Origin of the sequence: Candidatus Williamhamiltonella endosymbiont of Tuberolachnus salignus (assembly GCF_964019775.1) — a bacterium.
In the GTDB taxonomy this organism is placed as follows: Bacteria; Pseudomonadota; Gammaproteobacteria; order Enterobacterales; family Enterobacteriaceae; genus Hamiltonella; species Hamiltonella defendens.
The window spans coordinates 1,964,368-1,982,598 of record NZ_OZ026471.1; the positions used below are offsets into that span (position 1 = coordinate 1,964,368).

At 37.6% G+C, this 18,231-nt stretch carries 17 protein-coding genes, 4 tRNA genes and 1 pseudogene; 9 read left to right on the forward strand and 13 right to left on the reverse strand.

The genetic code is table 11. The features are described from left to right. Positions 1–204 precede the first annotated feature (204 nt). Positions 205–351: a hypothetical protein gene (locus tag AACL23_RS09790; RefSeq protein WP_015873936.1), complete on the forward strand. Its 147-nt coding sequence runs from the start codon at positions 205–207 to the stop codon at positions 349–351. Positions 352–481: 130 nt separating this feature from the next. Here AACL23_RS09790 and AACL23_RS09795 read toward each other — a convergent pair whose 3' ends face one another. Then, on the reverse strand, positions 482–1,150 hold the full coding sequence (locus AACL23_RS09795; protein WP_100096435.1) for a hypothetical protein: 669 nt from the start codon (positions 1,148–1,150) through the stop codon (positions 482–484). Between the two features lie 897 nt (positions 1,151–2,047). Here AACL23_RS09795 and AACL23_RS09800 point away from each other — a divergent pair. Both AACL23_RS09800 and AACL23_RS09805 read left to right on the forward strand, forming a co-directional pair. Then, a pseudogene (locus AACL23_RS09800) lies at positions 2,048–2,191 on the forward strand (glycosyltransferase); the annotation flags it as partial. A 78-nt stretch (positions 2,192–2,269) separates the two neighbouring features. Beyond that, complete coding sequence (locus AACL23_RS09805; RefSeq protein WP_234817512.1) at positions 2,270–3,688, forward strand: hypothetical protein; 1,419 nt, start codon at positions 2,270–2,272, stop codon at positions 3,686–3,688. Between the two features lie 294 nt (positions 3,689–3,982). Here AACL23_RS09805 and dsbA read toward each other — a convergent pair whose 3' ends face one another. Then, positions 3,983–4,606, reverse strand: a complete 624-nt coding sequence (dsbA, locus tag AACL23_RS09810) for a thiol:disulfide interchange protein DsbA (protein WP_100096438.1) — start codon at positions 4,604–4,606, stop codon at positions 3,983–3,985. Between the two features lie 38 nt (positions 4,607–4,644). Next, a complete protein-coding gene (locus AACL23_RS09815; RefSeq protein ID WP_339051432.1) occupies positions 4,645–5,412 on the reverse strand; it encodes a UDP-2,3-diacylglucosamine diphosphatase in 768 nt (255 codons plus the stop codon). 109 nt (positions 5,413–5,521) lie between these two features. On the opposite strand from AACL23_RS09815, the gene cysS reads away from it, so the two are divergent. After that, the gene (gene cysS, locus AACL23_RS09820) at positions 5,522–6,907 is read left to right on the forward strand and encodes a cysteine--tRNA ligase (RefSeq protein ID WP_100096440.1); all 1,386 of its coding nucleotides are present in this window, start codon (positions 5,522–5,524) and stop codon (positions 6,905–6,907) included. Positions 6,908–6,928: 21 nt separating this feature from the next. Here cysS and sixA read toward each other — a convergent pair whose 3' ends face one another. Then, positions 6,929–7,402, reverse strand: coding sequence for a phosphohistidine phosphatase SixA (gene sixA, locus AACL23_RS09825; protein ID WP_100097109.1), 474 nt, complete (start codon positions 7,400–7,402; stop codon positions 6,929–6,931). A 316-nt stretch (positions 7,403–7,718) separates the two neighbouring features. Here sixA and AACL23_RS09830 point away from each other — a divergent pair, with 316 nt between their 5' ends. The 5 genes from AACL23_RS09830 (at position 7,719) to AACL23_RS09850 (ending at position 12,371) form a co-directional block, all read left to right on the forward strand. Then, entirely contained in the window at positions 7,719–8,924 is a 1,206-nt protein-coding gene (locus AACL23_RS09830) for a phosphoglycerate kinase (RefSeq protein WP_044612354.1), read from the forward strand. Positions 8,925–8,986: 62 nt separating this feature from the next. Continuing rightward, on the forward strand, positions 8,987–10,078 hold the full coding sequence (gene fbaA / locus AACL23_RS09835; protein WP_100096441.1) for a class II fructose-bisphosphate aldolase: 1,092 nt from the start codon (positions 8,987–8,989) through the stop codon (positions 10,076–10,078). Continuing rightward, entirely contained in the window at positions 10,079–11,296 is a 1,218-nt protein-coding gene (locus tag AACL23_RS09840) for a multifunctional CCA addition/repair protein (protein ID WP_100096442.1), read from the forward strand. It abuts the gene before it with no gap. Positions 11,297–11,579: 283 nt separating this feature from the next. Next, positions 11,580–12,125 carry a single-stranded DNA-binding protein gene (gene ssb, locus AACL23_RS09845; RefSeq protein WP_171967101.1) on the forward strand — a complete coding sequence of 182 codons (546 nt, stop codon included), beginning with the start codon at positions 11,580–11,582 and terminating at the stop codon, positions 12,123–12,125. 93 nt (positions 12,126–12,218) lie between these two features. Next, the gene (locus tag AACL23_RS09850) at positions 12,219–12,371 is read left to right on the forward strand and encodes a hypothetical protein (protein ID WP_015873922.1); all 153 of its coding nucleotides are present in this window, start codon (positions 12,219–12,221) and stop codon (positions 12,369–12,371) included. 292 nt (positions 12,372–12,663) lie between these two features. On the opposite strand, the gene AACL23_RS09855 is transcribed toward AACL23_RS09850, so the two are convergent. The 9 genes from AACL23_RS09855 to AACL23_RS09895 all read right to left on the reverse strand — a co-directional run bounded on the left by AACL23_RS09855 (position 12,664) and on the right by AACL23_RS09895 (position 18,033). Then, positions 12,664–12,749, reverse strand: a tRNA-Leu gene (locus AACL23_RS09855). A gap of 9 nt (positions 12,750–12,758) precedes the next feature. Further along, a tRNA-Cys gene (locus tag AACL23_RS09860) sits at positions 12,759–12,832 on the reverse strand. Positions 12,833–12,870: 38 nt separating this feature from the next. Next, positions 12,871–12,946: transfer RNA gene (locus AACL23_RS09865), tRNA-Gly, on the reverse strand. A 118-nt stretch (positions 12,947–13,064) separates the two neighbouring features. Next, the gene (pgsA, locus tag AACL23_RS09870) at positions 13,065–13,613 is read right to left on the reverse strand and encodes a CDP-diacylglycerol--glycerol-3-phosphate 3-phosphatidyltransferase (RefSeq protein ID WP_015873920.1); all 549 of its coding nucleotides are present in this window, start codon (positions 13,611–13,613) and stop codon (positions 13,065–13,067) included. Between the two features lie 232 nt (positions 13,614–13,845). Further along, complete coding sequence (uvrC, locus tag AACL23_RS09875; RefSeq protein ID WP_100096443.1) at positions 13,846–15,669, reverse strand: excinuclease ABC subunit UvrC; 1,824 nt, start codon at positions 15,667–15,669, stop codon at positions 13,846–13,848. Continuing rightward, positions 15,670–16,326: a UvrY/SirA/GacA family response regulator transcription factor gene (gene uvrY, locus AACL23_RS09880; RefSeq protein WP_015873918.1), complete on the reverse strand. Its 657-nt coding sequence runs from the start codon at positions 16,324–16,326 to the stop codon at positions 15,670–15,672. A 168-nt stretch (positions 16,327–16,494) separates the two neighbouring features. Then, a tRNA-Lys gene (locus AACL23_RS09885) sits at positions 16,495–16,567 on the reverse strand. Between the two features lie 63 nt (positions 16,568–16,630). Then, complete coding sequence (locus tag AACL23_RS09890) at positions 16,631–16,801, reverse strand: hypothetical protein (RefSeq protein ID WP_157791422.1); 171 nt, start codon at positions 16,799–16,801, stop codon at positions 16,631–16,633. A 98-nt stretch (positions 16,802–16,899) separates the two neighbouring features. Then, positions 16,900–18,033 carry a hypothetical protein gene (locus AACL23_RS09895; RefSeq protein WP_339051442.1) on the reverse strand — a complete coding sequence of 378 codons (1,134 nt, stop codon included), beginning with the start codon at positions 18,031–18,033 and terminating at the stop codon, positions 16,900–16,902. Between the last annotated feature and the right edge of the window lie 198 nt (positions 18,034–18,231).

Sequence of the window (18,231 nt, forward strand, 5' to 3'; positions counted from 1 at the left end):
TTTAAAGAAAAATAAAGTCTTGCTGGAAGCCGTCCCTGTATTGAAGGAAAAATCCTGAGCACCAATTTGTTGGCGTATTTAGTTAATGTGTCAAAATTGAGCCACAGCAAAGAAGGGATGGCCTCTGCGGGACTAAAACAAGGCGGAAACTGAGGAGAGCTGTGTCTATGACCGCTTTGACCGCCCTTTTTCTGCAATCTGATAGTGAAATCTGATTGGCAACGAGTGTTATCTCACCATAAAAACGGAAAAACAGGAATTCGTACGGCTATGTGGAAATGGCTACAACTGGCCTATGGTGCGTTGAAATCCAGCATTCCATTTGATGCAAAAATAGCACTTGCGTCATGATGCCCCAAGACGGAACCTGAACTTTTCAAATAGTAAATCACATTATCAATGTGACAAATAAGCATATGCATCAAGGCCATTCAGCCCGCCAACCGCTATGACGACGAAAGTGCGCATGATCGAAACCAATTTATTTTTTTGTTACCTTTGAGTTTACTGGCGCTATATCAATATAAAAATCAGTTATAACCATAGACGTATTACGGTATGTAGTTTCTTTATCCACGCGCCTAACCGCTGTTGCATGCAAACCAAAATTATCCATTATTCGTTTTGTCGACTTTCCATTCGGAGTTTTTTCAAAAAAAATATTATACAGTTCCTCTCCGTGTTTGCCTTCTGTCAAGCTTAGAGTTTCTGTATTGATCACATCTTTTCTTTTAATTTTCTGAGGAAGCTCTCCATAAAAACCCTTCTCTTTGGCAACAACCTCATATTGATATGCTGTAATTTCATTGGCAAAAACTGGGGATTTTTTACCACGAAAATTGTATATGAATGTCCACTTATTTGCTTTATATTTATTATGAAAACTATCGTTAGACGATACATTACTTTTACTACTACTTTTAGTCATAATCTTGTGATTTTTTAGTGGTGGTGTTGTATTAAAATTGTCTTCTATACACTGCCTCTTTTCCAGAGAAATTTCATACATTGGACGACTAGGAAGCTCTTCAGATGAATGACTTAATTTCAGCAGAGAATCTTTAATATTATTAGATATATTATTTGATTGATGAACTGATTCAGTTGTGGATGTGGGGGGAGAAAAACGAGAAGTAGAATCTGTAAACATTTTTTTATTTTCCTATGTTGTTTAAAAAAATTAATTGGTAATTCAGTCCCTCAATATTTTTTATATTCAAATTTTTAGAGGGATTATTCATGTATTTTGGTTTTAATGTGATTGGTTGTGATGTAATTTTATCTCTCTTTAATACAGATAAATATCAAAAACCGCTTATTTTTTATTTGACAAAAATAAAGGTCATAAAAATATTAGATAATAACGTGAATAACTGTCTGAAAAGGACAAAAATACGGGGGACGGGTTTAAATAGACCGGGAATTGAGCTTGACTGATAGGTCATTTCACTCAATTTAATGAAAAACAAAGAGTAGGTTTTTATTAAAGGGAAAAGAAGAAACAAAATTAAAAGCGTACTTTCCAGCAGAATGCTATACTCAGGGCCGTCCAGAATATGGCGACTATTTTTATGGACATATACATTATTAACACCGCATTTTCCGATAAACGTAACGTTTTTTCCGCAATGGCGGATAAGTCAGTAAATAAAAAGGTATTTAGTAAAAGTGTACTTGGAAGTTGAATCAATTTATTTACAAAAAATTGAATAAAAAATGACACAGGTAAACTTTTTTTGACGTTTGTTTTAATTAAAATATTTAATAAATTTTAAATTTAATAAATGACTTTTTAAAATAAATTTAATCATTGCAAAAGACGTAAAGTCTGGTTTAAAACTGATTCAAGATTATCAAGACCTCGGGAAAACGGTAGACGCATCAGGCCCGTCCCAAGTTGAGCAAGACAAAAAGGCCGAAAGAAAAGCGGAGAAAGCCAGCTAAAAGCTATTATCATGACCTCTGTCGGTGTACGAATTGGAATTCGGCGATCTGGAAGACGCGCTGAGTGACATCATTGTCGATCATCCGGCCTGCCGAGTTAACAGTGATTCGTTTTCTCGACGGCGTTCAGCTCATTGGTATCGGGGTTCTGGGTAAATATATCGGCAAGATTTATATGGAAAGTAAAAAAAGGCCACGATACATCATAGAAAGTATTACAAAATCGGTTTTTGATAAAATGTTTTAAAAAATAATAGATTTAAAATCTAATTTTAAGTATTTGTATGCAAAATATTTAAATAAAGCCAACCTAAGGAATTTTTTTATGACTCATGATAATAAAATCACCTCTAACAATAATATTACTCGTTGTTCCAGTGAACGTACTGAGCCTCAAAAATCATTGTTTATCAGATATTTTATATCAATTAAAAATATATTTATTTCTTTATTTTCAAAGAAGGATGCTCAACCTGTTAAGAAAGATTCAACAGAATATATTCGTATGCTTTTCGACAATGCTGTTGAAGAGGGAAGAGTGCCAGGTCTTAACAAACTCCCTGATGATTTCGTTAATGATGCACAAAAACATAGCCAGAATATCAAGAATATAGTTGAAGATTGCAACATTTCTGATCAAAAAAATGTGTCCTTAGCAGTGAGTCAGTTATTCCTGGAGAAGAGAATTATAAAGCAGGACGAGCAGGAAAAAAATAGCTATTGGAGTATGCTTCAATACGTACAAGAAAATATGAAAAAGTTGAATGAAAATACAAAAGGAGGGATGCCACTTACCAAGCTTTCTCTTGATTTCCTTGTTAAATGTTACCAGCAAAAAATTAATGAAAATATTCAATCAGTTTGGGCGCTCTTTAAAGAAGAGCCTCCTAAACCTGAAGAAGATCTTGGAAATCACATTAAAAACTTAAACATCGTCGTGGAAGCTTGTCAAAAAATCGACATTTCAAATATAAAGACATTATCAACCATTTTTCAACTCTGTAAAAAACAAAAGGGAAACCTAAAAAGTAATGAAAAATTACTTCTTACAAAAGAGGAAGTCATAGAAGTCATATTTAATTCTTCTAATTCTCAAAAATTGGGTAATGTAATTGAACACAAATTTTCTGAGGAAACACTCAATGAGGTTATAAAATATGGAACTGAAATGGCAACTCAAGGTACAAAGACTCACCAACAAGAATTTTCCAAAAAAGCAGATGAAGATTCATTAAATGAATTATCATGTTCATTAGGTTTAAGCAAGCAAAGCATTAAGGATTATCCGCGTTTAACGGTTATTGTTGCTGGAGAAAAAATTTTTTCTGAAAATAAAGGTGATAAACAATTAAAAGAATGCGCTACCCAGTTTCAAACACATACATTGTCGATTAATTCTTCTTTTGATTTTCCAGGATTTATGAGTTGCTTTATAAATCAATCCATATTTCGACCAGGATTGAGAGAAACACAGTCAAAAGGAAAGCAGGTTTTAAATCAAGACTGTTTTTTTAAGGGTGGCTCCAGCTTTTTTGAAATTAAAAAGATGGATGAAAATAATAATTCAACAATAGCAACAATAAAAGCCAGATGTGCAGGATCTATCGTGAGTCTTGCAAGCCCAGAAGAAGCTGGATTACCGGTAGAGATAACATTCAAACTTGATGTCATAGAAAATGAGAGTAAATTTCAAATAAACCAGCAAACAGCACAAGGGGAATGCGTATTTATTGATTTAAAGTAAAAAACATTGGATACAGAATGAAAAAGTCAGTGATTTTCATACAACGAGAAAACTATAGAAAACTACACTTAAACCTCCGTTTAAGGAACCTTCGAGGTAGCAAAAATATGCCACCTCTTTTGATAGAACTGTGAATAACTTTGTGAATAAAAAAATTGGAAATTTATTTTTAAATTAAGAAATTTTTAAACATATTATTAAATTGATATTAATCATATAGTTATTTTTAATTTTTTAATCACTTAACTAAATTGAACATTTTTTCTTGACTGTGGATATAAATGATGAATCCTGCTACTTTTTTAATAAAAAACCAACGAGTTCAGCATATTCTTTGGCATAAGCTTCCTTCGAGCTGGTATCAATATTCTCATTTTTAATCATATATTTTCCTTTCACAAAGACGGCAGGCACCCCTTGTAATTTTAAATCAGATACTGTCCGTTCTTGTTTATCCACTAAAGCGCTGACGGGGATACTGTTCCATGCACCATCATATTCTTCCTGAGTGACGCCAGCCTGTATAAAAATTTGACGAATATCCTCTTGAGTTGACAGTGTTTTTGTTTCCTGTGCTGCTTTAAAAAATAAGGGGAGCACCTTTTTTTCGGCATTTAATTTCACCGCAACGGCCCAAGCTCGAGTTAACTCCTTCCCAAGCGGACCTAAAAACGAAACATGATATCGAGCCAACTTCACACCTTTAGGTAAATTTTTTTCTAACGTATCAGAAATATGATACTGCTGGTCAAAAACGTAACAATGGGGGCAATTAATTGAAAAAAATTCTAATACATCAGGCACATTGTTTTTAGCAGGGGTATCCAAAACGATATATTGATTCCCTGCTTGAAATTGTGCTGCACAGACGCAGAATGTCATTAGAAAACTTATCAGTAACACATAAATTTTTGTCATAGAATAAAAATCTCCATATCTAATAATAAAGTTAACGCTCAGATTTTTTCGAAATCAGACACCCGAAATGGAAAAAAAATGAGCTCAATCGCATCAAAGGTGACCTTTATCATGGATCCTTCATTGTGCCAAGCACTCAACACGGCACGCCGCGCGATTTTTTTTGATGATAATAAAGGCGTTACGATCATCTCAATGTTGTGAATAGCAGGTCTGTGAGTATGGCCGTGGATAATCCAATCGACATCATGACAGGCCATCAGATCGAGCACCGATTGAGGATCAACATCCATGATTTCTTCCCCTTTTTTTTTATTTTGCTCTCCACTTTGGAGCCGCAATTTTTTCGCAATGTAAAAACGAAAAGAAAGTGGAAAGCATAGAAAAAGCCTCTGAATAAAACGATGGCGGGTTATTTTACGAAAAATCTGGTACTCAGTATCTTTCGTACAAAGTGTGTCACCGTGCAATATGCATATATTGTAGTCATAAAGTTGAATAACCTTGCATTCTGGAAGTAAGATCATACCGCTTTCGTCAGCAAAAGCCTGGCCTATCAAAAAATCGCGATTGCCGTGAATAAAATAACAGGGGATCCCTTTTTTTTTCAAAGCAAACAATTCAGCCGCGACTTCCCGGTAAAAAGGATGGGGATCATCATCGCCTATCCATTTGTCAAATAGATCACCTAAAATATAGAGGCTTTCAGCTTGAGTGGCTTCTGTTTGCAAAAATCTGAAAAAATTTTTTGTGATTTCTGGATACTCAACGCTGAGATGAATATCACCAATAAAAAGCGTGCTCATTTTAAGCCCTCAAGAGAATAAAAAAGCATGATATTATGAATATATTATTCAAAAAAATGATGTAAAAATTAAAAACACCCATCAAAAATAAAAAAAACGGGATCTTTGTATGTTAAAAATTTTTAATACATTCAATCGAAAAAAAGAACTATTTACACCTATTCACCCAAATACAGTGGGTATGTATGTGTGCGGTGTCACCATATATGATCTCTGTCATATTGGGCACGCCCGCACTTTTGTCGTTTTTGATGTTGTGGCTCGTTATTTACGTTATTTGGGATACTCTCTGACTTATGTTCGTAATATCACGGATATCGATGATAAAATTATTCAAAGAGCGTCTCAGAATCATCAAAGTTGTGAAGCATTAACAGCACAGATGTTAAAAGAAATGTATCGGGATTTTGATGAACTAAACCTATTAAGACCTGATTTAGAGCCGCGGGCGACGGAGCATATTACAGAAATGATTACATTGACCCAACAGTTACTGGATCAAAAATATGCTTATGTGGCTGCTAATGGAGATGTCCTCTTTTCAGTCGAAAAAAATCCTGATTATGGCTTATTGTCCCGTCAAAATTTAGAACAATTACAGGCAGGCGCTCGAGTAGAGGTCATGGAAAGCAAACATCATCCAATGGATTTTGTTTTGTGGAAAATGTCTAAACCCAATGAGCCTCATTGGCCCTCGCCCTGGGGAGAAGGACGTCCAGGTTGGCATATAGAATGTTCTGCAATGAATGCCAAAGCGTTAGGGCCACATTTTGATATTCATGGTGGCGGCGCAGATTTAATGTTTCCCCATCACGAAAATGAAATGGCGCAATCTATCTGTGCTCATAAAGCCCCCTATGTGAATTATTGGATGCATTCTGGCATGATCATGATCAATAAAGAAAAAATGTCAAAATCCCTTAATAATTTTTGCACCATTCGGGATCTGTTGCAGCGTTATGATCCAGAAACCCTTCGTTATTTTTTGTTGTCTGCACATTATCGTAGCCCGCTCAATTACACTGAAGAAAACCTTAAGCAAGCTCGTATTGCGCTGATACGTTTATATACCGCCTTGCGGGACACGAATCAGAAAGCCTTTCCAGAAGGGGGGGAGTCCTTCGAGAAACGCTTTGTTTCAGCCATGAATGATGATTTCAATACACCTGAAGCCTATGCCGTATTATTTGACACTGCACGTGAAATCAATAAATTAAAAAAAGAACACCCAAAGGCAGCGGATGGCTTGGCGGCTCAATTAAGGAAGATGGGTAAAGTCTTGGGTTTGCTCAAGAGCGGCAGCCTGTTGTCTCTTCTCAATCCTGAAAAAGATGACCGGCATCAAAGCGCCGAAATTGCCGATTTAATCGAGAAACGCAACCTGGCTCGTGCTCATAAAAACTGGGAGGAAGCAGACAATGCCCGAACTCGATTATTTGAAATGGGCGTTGTGGTTGAAGATACTGAAAATGGCACGAACTGGCGAAGAAGATAACTCGTTTGATAATGAGAAAACTCATTTCGCTTGAGCAGGGGTGATGTGCCAATTTAAAGAGGTTTCATTTTTATCAATATCTAAATCAAGATGCGTCATGGCTGCCGTATGAAATACAGGGGGGGATTGTTTGGGGCAAAATTCTGATACCAAATAATCGACCAGAGGCAGATGGGATATAAGCAATACCGATGAATATCCTTTTTTTGCTAATGTTTTAAGGTAATGAGAGATCCATTCAGGATCTCCTCCAGGCGTCAGCTCGGACATCATTTTTTGATTTTTAGGTAAAACTAAAATTTCACGTAACACTTCCAATGTTTGTTGGGCTCGTAAATACGGGCTCACTAAAACCTGGTCAAAATTAATGGATTTTTTATTTAACCAATAAGCCATTCGGCGAGCTTGCTCTCTACCAAATAGGCTTAGAAACCTTTGTGCATCTGTTTTTGCATTAAACTCTGCGTCCCCGTGACGCATAATAAAAATTTTCATATTGACTACCGTTTTTTGAAGTGTCATATAAATAGAGACAACGCAGATATTTTTTCTGTGTATTATGAGATAGTAAGTATGCACCTTTTGGTTCAATTTTTTACTCCAGTAAAAACCTGATATCTTTGCGATTTAAGCGAAATAAATTAATTATATTAAAATTAATATTTTACTCATTTATTTATAATTTTTTAAAATAAAATATCATCATGTTTGAGTGAGATATGAATGATAAAGTACCCAGTCTTCATTTTATCAAATTCACAACCCTTGCTAAGGTTTTTCAAGAAGTCTATTGATACAAGAGAAAATTTTCATGCCTTTTATTAAAATGTCTGATGTAGATTTGGCGGGTCAGCGCCTTCTAATTCGCTCTGACCTCAATGTTCCGCTTAAAAACGGAGAAGTGATTTCTGATGCGCGGATCCGTGCATCATTGCCCACGATTACAGCGGCACTTAAACAAGGAGCAAAAGTCATGGTGGCCTCGCATTTAGGTCGCCCAACTGAAGGGCAATACGACGCCGCTTTTTCTTTATTGCCTGTCGTCAATTACCTCAAAAACCACCTCTATTCTGAATGCCCCTTTCCCATCCGTTTTGTTAAAGACTATCTTCATGGTATCGATGTAGTGCCTGGTGAATTAGTGGTTCTCGAAAATGTGCGATTTAACAAGGGGGAATTAAAAAACGATGTTCAGCTCTCTCAACAGTATGCTGCTCTGTGTGATGTCTATGTGATGGATGCCTTTGGTACCGCGCATCGTGCACAGGCCTCGACCGAAGGTGTCGGTCAATACGCCCCTATTTCATGCGCGGGCCCCTTATTATCGAACGAACTACAGGCATTAAATCAAGCGTTAAGTCATCCGGCACGACCTATGGTCGCCGTTGTAGGCGGCTCTAAGGTGTCAACCAAACTGACCGCTTTGGAAGCCTTATCTAAAGTGGCCGATCAATTGATTGTTGGAGGGGGTATTTCCAATACTTTTTTGGCCGCACTTGGCCATAATATCGGTCAATCGCTTCACGAGGCAGATTTGATTCCTGAAGCCAAAAAACTCCTGGAAACCTGTGATATTCCTATCCCTACCGATGTCCGTGTGGCCACTGAATTTTCTGAAACCGCTCAGGCCACTCTAAAGCCCGTTGATCAAGTCAATTCCGATGAAAAAATTTTGGATATTGGTGATGTTTCTGCGACACATTTAGTGAGGATTTTAAAAAACGCAAAAACCATTTTATGGAATGGTCCAGTGGGCGTGTTTGAATTTCCTAATTTTCGCAAAGGTACTGAAACATTGGCACGAGCGATTGCTGACAGCGAGGCTTTTTCTATCGCTGGAGGTGGGGATACACTCGCGGCAATCGATCTCTTTTCTATTGCTGATCGCATTTCTTATATCTCTACAGGAGGCGGGGCTTTTTTAGAATTTGTTGAAGGCAAAGCATTGCCCGCAGTAGCGATGTTAGAAAAGCGTTATCAGGTAGACATGAATGCTTACAATAAAAAAGAATCATAACACTAAACTCTATTTTTCTTTTGGGTTTGCCTATTTTTATTCACTCAATTTTAGGACATAAAATGTCAACACTATTTCATGTGATAAAACCCGGCGTTGTGACGGGAGATGACGTACAAAAAATCTTTTCTATCGCAAAAAAACATCAATTTGCGCTGCCTGCAGTGAACTGTGTGGGGACAGATTCCATCAACGCCGTATTAGAAGCGGCATCCAAAGCCAAAGCCCCTGTCATTATTCAATTTTCTCATGGCGGAGCCGCGTTTATTGCAGGTAAAGGCATTACTTCCTCAGAAACTCAAGGGCCAGCGATACTGGGTGCAATTTCTGGCGCTTATCATGTCCACCAAATGGCAGAACATTACGGTATTCCAGTTATTTTGCACACAGATCATTGTGCAAAAAAATTGCTTCCATGGTTGGATGGCTTATTAGATGCTGGAGAAAAACATTTTGACAAAACAGGCATACCTTTATTTTCATCCCATATGATCGATCTGTCGGAAGAATCTTTAAAAGACAATATCGATACTTGCAGCCAATATCTCAAGCGTATGGAGAAATTAGGAATGACTCTAGAGATTGAATTGGGTTGTACTGGTGGTGAAGAAGACGGCGTTGATAATAGCCATCTTGATAATTCATCGCTCTACACTCAGCCAGAAGACGTGGCTTATGCTTATGAAAAATTGCATCAGATCAGCCCTCGTTTCACAATTGCCGCCGCATTTGGTAATGTCCACGGAGTCTATAAACCCGGTAATGTTCAACTGACGCCGACAATATTGCGCGATTCTCAACAGTATGTTTCCAAAAAATTTAGTTTGCCTCCTAACAGCTTAAATTTTGTATTTCATGGGGGATCAGGTTCGAGCGCTAAAGAAATTAAAGAAGCGCTTGGTTACGGCGTAATCAAAATGAATATCGACACAGACACGCAATGGGCGACCTGGGAGGGGGTGTTACAGTATTATAAAAAAAATGAACTTTATTTGCAGCATCAGCTCGGCAACCCTGAAGGGGCTGATCGGCCAAATAAAAAGTATTATGATCCCAGAGTATGGCTGCGCTCAGCTCAGCTCAGTATGATAGAGCGTCTAAAGCAAGCATTTGCAGATCTTAATGCGGTTGACTCCCTGTCATCAACATCATAAATGAATGTTTATCTGGTTGGAGGTGCGGTTCGCAACAGGTTGCTAAAATTACCCGTCACAGAGCGAGATTGGGTCGTTGTCGGTGCTACGCCTGAAGAAATGCTTCTTTTGGGATATAAAAAAGTGGGAAAAAATTTTCCTGTTTTTCTTCACCCCGAGACAAAAGAAGAATATGCGTTGGCTCGAACAGAGCGCAAAATGGCAGAGGGCCATACCGGTTTTGCCTGTTATGCCTCACCCGACGTAACTCTGGAAGAAGATTTACTGCGCCGTGATCTGACTATCAATGCAATTGCCTGTAATGATAAAGGCGATTTGATAGATCCCTATCAAGGCGAAAAAGACCTGAATCAGCTTATATTGCGACATGTTTCAGAGGCTTTTATTGAAGATCCTCTTCGGGTGTTGAGAGTGGCTCGGTTTGCCGCTCAGTTTGCTCATTTGGGTTTTAGCATTGATTCAGTGACTTTGGATTTGATGACAAAGATATCTCAAAGCGGCGAGTTGCTGACGCTATCACCAGAAAGAGTTTGGAAAGAAACAGAAAAAGCTTTGCTCAGTCCCAGTCCTCACATTTATTTTCAAGTATTGAAGCATTGTTCAGCCATATTGGTGCTTTTCCCTGAAATAGACACACTTTGTTCCCCTCTACGCTGCCCTCTTTCACATGGATTATCGACTCTTTCGATTGCCGCTAAGCTCACCGATCAAAAGGAAGTCCGCTTTGCCGCACTTTGTCATATTTTAGGGAAAAAACTCACTGAGTATGATGTTTTAGGTACGCACGATTGCGCTGTTTTAAAACGGGTTCCTTTATGTGATCTGAATAAAATAGAGCAACTCTGTGAACGCTTAAAATTACCGAATCTGTTCAGGGAACTGCTCAAACACACACTCAAATATCGCGGTCTGGTTAGGATCATAAACAGACTCTCTTTTCCCCTTTTATTAAACTTTTTTGATGAGCTCGATCTTTGGCGAAAACCCTATCGTTTAGAACAACTGATCCTCATCAGTAAAGCGGATGAAAGTACCGAAGGAGGAGTCGAAGGCAAGCATGACTATCAAGCGCAGTATGTAAGAGAAGCGTTTAATATCGCGCGGGCGGTTTCAGTCAAAAAAATTCTTGAAGGCGGTTTTCGGAAAGAGGCCATACAAAAGGAGTTAACACGTCGCCGTAACCAAGCATTAGATCAATGGCAAAAACAGAAAACATGATAACCACCACTACAAATCAATTGGTATTTTATTGGCCTGCCCCGGATTTTTTGGAAATACTTTACCTGCGATTGCTGCAAATTTAACAAGTCGTATTAACGACTATTTTCAGATACTTAATCCTCAATCTTCAGCTTAATGGTTAATTAGGTATAGGTATGTACTCAGATGATTTCACGCATTTGCAATGTGCTTCGCAAATTTGACAAAAACATATTTTAAACTTTAGCAATATTAAAGTTATTATTTTATACTAGAGCCCATATTTCATGGGGAGAATTTTATGGCGAGTAGAGGTATCAATAAGGTGATTTTAGTGGGGTATCTAGGCCAAGATCCAGAGGTTCGCCGTATGCCAAGTGGTAACCCTGTTACTAACATTACTATCGCAACTTCTGAAAGTTGGCGTGATAAGCAGACAGAAGAGCAAAAGGAAAAAACAGAATGGCACAGGGTCGTGATATTCGGAAAATTAGCAGAAGTAGCTGAAAAATATTTGCGCAAAGGGTCGCAAGTTTATATTGAAGGCGCTTTACAAACTCGTAAATGGACCGATCAAAATGGCCAAGATCGTTATACGACAGAAGTGATCGTAGGTGTCACCGGCAGCATGCAAATGCTTGGAAATCGCCAAAATGCGATCGTCCCTGCTTCCAATATCTCTATTGGCAATACCGCTTCGGAGTGGGAATCACAACAGTCGCAAATGCAAAGTGGCCATTTATTAAATAGCACTAAAACAGTAACTAAAGAACGATCGACTGCTTTTTCATCACCAGTTCATTCAGTACCTTCAGGAGAAGATTTTGATGACGATATTCCATTCTAATAGGCGATTTTTTTAAAACTACGGCTACGGTTTTGGAGCCTTTCAGGTAAGATACTTAGAAGTGCTTGCTTATGTGAGGACCAAAAGACGGATGTGCTGGTTAAGCCATGGGCAGTAGAAAACTGGATAAAGGTGAAGGAAGTGATATCAGACAAGGGCTATGAATTGAGTGAAGTGAGAAACCTGATTCGTCAAAATGGAAAAGAGCCTATGATTCGCCGCTCTGCTATTGAACGTTTTTTTTGAAAAATAAAAAAACATAAAAGGCTTCTTTACGCTTTGATACGCTTGATGTTACCTTATTTTCTTTCTTTCTTTCTTTCTTTCTTTCTTTCTTTCTTTCTTCGCCATGGCTTGCCTTAAGCGCTTTGATTGACTTTCATTAACAGTGCCATAAAACCAGTACTTTCAGGTTAGATGAGTATATGATTGATGTGTTGAAATCCGGTATTCACTTTGATGAAAAAATGACAATTGCATCACGAGCGCCAAGACGGTGTCTCAATAAGCGGATATTAATAATAATATGAATAAATAGTGGTACCCGAGGCGGGACTTGAACCCGCACAGCCATAAGCCAAGGGATTTTAAGTCCCTCGTGTCTACCGATTCCACCACCCGGGCTTGTAAATCTGGAGGCGCGTTCCGGAGTCGAACCGGACTATACGGATTTGCAGTCCGCTACATAACCGCTTTGTTAACGCGCCGGAGTCATTTCATAAAAATGACATTCATTTATTTAATTTGGAGCGGGAAACGAGACTCGAACTCGCGACCCCGACCTTGGCAAGGTCGTGCTCTACCAACTGAGCTATTCCCGCAATAAGGTCATATTTTCTTGCTCTTTAAACTGCGATGCATTCTACTTACCTAACGTGATGAGTCAATAAAAATTATTTAATTAAGACAGCATATTGAGCTTTTTTAAGTGATTATTGATCACCCATTCAAAAAATTTTTCCAAACGGCATTAAAATATCGAAACATCGACGAAAAACTCAGCACGGTCGCTACGTACAATAAAATCATGCTGATCATTTCAACATTGTATCCCGGAGACCAAAGTAATCCTATCAATGAAATCATTTGTACTGTTGTCTTTAGTTTGGCCAGTTTCGACACCACAATGCTATTATGCTTCCCCAATTCAGCCATCCATTCACGTAATGCAGAAACGATAATTTCACGGGATATCATCGTGGCAGCAGGTAATGTTACCCACCACACATGATAACGTTCGCTGATCAGTATTAATGCAATCGCGACGATGATTTTATCTGCCACAGGATCAAGAAAAGCCCCAAATCGAGTGGTTTGCTTCCATCGAGAAGCTAAAAATCCATCAAACCAATCTGTCGCTGCTGCTAATACGAATATCATTGCACAGGTAAGAGGAGCCCATGAAAAAGGCAAATAAAACGCCACAATGAAAAAAGGAATGAAGGCAAGACGTAATATGGTGAGCCAAGTGGGTATATTTATTTGCATAATGTGGCAATCTTTGTCAGGGAGCGGTGATGAGGCTGACTTGCAAAACCTGTTACAGACTATGACTTCTGAGTTCCTCGTTTTTTATAAACCAGTGGGTTTGCCGTCTTTATTCTATCTATATAGATTCATTCTATATAGATTCGGTGGCTTTGCTCGGAGAGTCTTGCTAACAATCCTTGCCACTGTTTTACAACAGGCCTAAGTATCAAAAATAGTTTGCAATATCAGCTCACTGTTTCAGTGCATTATAAATTTTTTGAGCCAATATTCGAGAGATATTTGGAATTTTAGCGATCTCTTCAACACTGGCATTCAGTAAAGGTTTTAGTCCACCCATATATTTTAATAACATTTGTCTGCGGCGAGGACCAACGCCCTCAATCATTTCTAACATGCTGGTATTTTTTATTTTAGCGTGACGTCGCCGATGCCCTGTGATCGCATGGGTATGTGACTCGTCACGAATATGCTGAATTAAATGTAGTGCCAATGAATCAGAAGGTAAAGACATCCCCTTCCCTGTAACACAAAAAAATAATGTTTCCAATCCAGGCTTACGTTCACTGCCTTTTGCAACAGCAACCAGCTTCGGTTTGTCTTTGTTCCAGCACACCTTTAATGCAGAGAACATATCTATCGCCTTTGCTAATTGCCCTTTACCGCCATCAATAAAAATAATATCGGGGATTTGTTCGTCTTTTAATGATTTACTATAACGGCGTTGTAGCACCTGTGACATGGCAGCATAATCGTCTCCCGGGGGGAGACCCACTATGTTATAACGTCTATATTCTGATTTCACAGGGCCCTGTTCGTTAAAAACAACACAAGAAGCAACCGTTTGTTCTCCCATATGATGACTAATATCAAAGCATTCCATACGTTTTATCGGTGTGAGATTCAAGACAATTTCTAACGCTTTGAGTCTGCTGTGAAAGGTGGATTTTTGGGATAAACGGGTGCTTAAGGCACTAACAGCATTAGTAGAGGCCAGTTTTAAGTAACGGGCTCGATCTCCTCTAGGACAATTTTGTATTTGAATTTTTTGACCTGCTCGTTCTGTTAATAAAGAAGAAAGCGCAGTTTTTTCAGGTAAAGAGAAATTGAGTAAAATTTCCTTCGGGAGCGTTCTCATTTCACTACCTGCTAAATAAAATTGTCCAACAAAAGTTTCGACCACCTCACCCAATTTTGTGCCTCCAGGTACCTTAGGAAAATAGCTGCGACTACCTAATACCTTGCCATAACGAATAAATAAAACATGGACACAAGCTAAGCCAGCCTCAAAAGCCACTGCTATGACATCGAGATCTTGATTATCCCCAGAAACAAATTGCTTTTCGGTGACCTGCCGAACGGATTGAATTTGATCACGAATGCGAGCGGCTTTTTCAAAATCCAGTGATCGACTGGCCTCTTCCATCTGAGATACCAATTTGTTTAATACTTGTTGATCTTTTCCAGAGAGAAACAAACGGACATAATTCACCTGCTGTTGATATTCTTCGTCACTGGTTAATCCTTTAACGCAAGGACCAGAACATCGCTTAATTTGATACTGTAAACAGGGGCGTGAGCGATTTCGGTATACCGTGTTTTCACATTGTCGTACGGGAAAAAGTTTTTGTAATAAGGTTAAGGTTTTTCTGACTGCATAAGAATTTGGGAAGGGCCCAAAATAATCTCCTTTTTGATGTCTCGCTCCACGATGGATGGTGAGACGGGGATGATTTTCTGCACTCAGAAAAATAAGAGGATAAGACTTATCGTCGCGCAAAAGCACATTGTACCTTGGCTGATAACGCTTGATATAATTGTGTTCTAGTAATAGTGCTTCTGTTTCAGAGTGTGTGACTGTAACATCAATTTTAAAAATATGTTTTACTAAAGCTTCTGTCTTATGGCTGCTGACCTGTTTTCGAAAATAGCTGGTGAGACGTTTCTTCAGATCTTTCGCTTTACCGACATAAATAACAGCCCCAGTCGTATCGTACATACGATATACACCAGGCTGATGTGTGACTGTTTTTAAAAATTCTTCGGCATAAAACATTCATTCACTGTTAGAAAGAGTCGAAGTATTAAATAAACCGTGCTTTATCGCCAAATGAGTTAAAGCAACATCGCCACTGATATTGAGTTTATTAAAGAGGCGATAGCGATAACTATTGATTGTTTTTGGGCTTAAGTGCAGTTGTTGGGATATTTCATTCACTTTTTGCCCTTTTGTTATCATGAGCATAATTTGTAATTCACGATCAGAAAGACAACAAAATGGGGTAGAGGGAGGCGGCTCAATGTGGCTTAAAGCAATTTTTTGGGCGATATCAGACGCAATATAACGTTGCCCTGAGTGAACCGCTCTGATGGCGCTAATGACTTCTTTAGGTGCGGCTCCTTTGCTTAAATAGCCACTTGCACCCGCTTTCATGACTTTCGCTGGCAATGGATTTTCTGTATGTATCGTCAGCATAATGACTTTAACGCCAGGAGAAAATCTCAAAATTTTCCTAATCGCTTCGAGTCCACCTATACCAGGCATACTCATATCCATTAAAACAACATCAATTGGATTGCTGCGACACCACTTTACTGCGTTTTCACCACATTCTGCTTCACCGGCAACTTTGATACCTCTAATATCTTCTAGAATGCGTCGTATCCCTGCCCGCACGAGTTCGTGGTCATCAACAAGAAAAACGCTAATCAAGCAAAATTCTCCAAAAATTAAAAAAGTGGCTTAACTTTTTTTTTACATAAAAATGGTCAACTGTTTTTATACAAGAAAATATTCGTTAATTAAGCATTAAAAAAGGGAAATATGAAATATATAGAATGGAAAATGTGTTGAAAATACGTCATTAAAAGAACAATCTTATGGGTCGTGCAGGGATCGAACCTGCGACCAATTGATTAAGAGTCAACTGCTCTACCGACTGAGCTAACGACCCATAGTCGTGAATTATTGTCTTTTTTACCCATACTGTCAAACATTTAATCAGGGTATTTAGGGATTATTTTATAATAATAACCAATAGGTTAAATGCATATTTTTGTGTATTCATCGCGAGCTTAACGATAACCATAACAAAGATTTTCATGCTGGGAGCAAGGCCGATAATATGCAGCATAGCTAACGATACCGCACTGGCCTCGAGGTCAGCACGAATGTGACATTTTTTCAAAAATATCATTCCTCTTATTCTATTATTACTCAAGATACGTCAGAGGCTTTTGACGATACTTCGTCAGCTTTTGCTTGCTCTATATACAGCTTTATTTTTTAGATCCGCTCTAATTCTTCACGTGCCGCATGATGTTCTAACAGCAACTTATTATATTCAGCTTTCAACATAATATTCTCCTTCATTTTCTTTTCTGCAAAGTTGCATGCTTCATCAAGAGATGATTTTGTATCATTAAGCTCTGATTTTGTACTATCAAGGTCGCTTTGCAAGCATTTAATTCGTTCATGTAAATCGATAGTATTTTGATCATCATTTTGATTCTCCTGATGAGATTGAGTTAAAATGACTGAATCAAACGTTGCTGTGTAACCTGAGCTTTTAATAGAGTTCTCTAATTGAGCAAGCCGACTCTGTAAAGCGTTTTTTTCTTCTTCTAAGGCTTTATTTTTTATTTCTAAGGCTGTGTTTTTTTCTTTCAAAGATGTAATCATCTTATTTTTTGATTTATCACTCTTGATGAGTAAAGTATTATGACGTTGCAAATTCTCTTCTGATATATGGTAACCGATAATCTTACTTTTTAAGTTATTTAATTCTCCATCTTTTTCATCTTTTTGTTTTATAAGAGATCGGATAATTTGACCTTGCTCACCAGTGAAGTTGCTTAAATTGGAATAATTCAATTTGAGGTGTTTAACTTCTTTTTTTAATTCTAATTTTTCTGCATCTATTATTTTGGCGTCTGGTTTTTCTTTAAATATTTTTTTCTTTAACGGAATTATTTGATTCTCTGGCTCCAAGTTTACTAATTTTTTATCCCGTATTATATCTAAAAACTCCCGTGAGCAAATATTTAAAATTTCTGAATCTTTGCAGATATTTGTAATTTCTTCTTTAATATTTTTTTGCCCTTTAATAACTGAAGATATATTTTTTTTCACAGCATTAGAACTATTTTCTATTTTGAATTCGTATTTTTTTGGTGCCGTTTCTTCACAGCCAAATTCATATTGATTTTTATTGTCTGATATTTTTACTATTTGATTTTTTTGAATGACAATAAATTTATTTTCTTTTAAAAGCTTTTTTATGTCTGATACAGACTGAGTATGTGGAATACTCTTAATACCACAATTGCGGGCTTGTTTTAAAAATCCTTGTATTTTCTGCATTTCGTTATCATTATCAAAAAACACGATAGAGGCATTTGTTGCTGGTTCAGTTATCATATTATTTTACCTATTAAAAAGTCAGTTAGATTTGATCAATAAATAAAATTTATTGATCTCAATTTTGTTTTTGTCTATCTCATGAACCTTTATTAAAAGGTAATATTAAAATATTAACAATACATTTTTCGTTTAATGACTGATTTTCAGGTAATCACCTGAGGTATTAAATCAAGATCTCGTTCGAAATAAAAATGA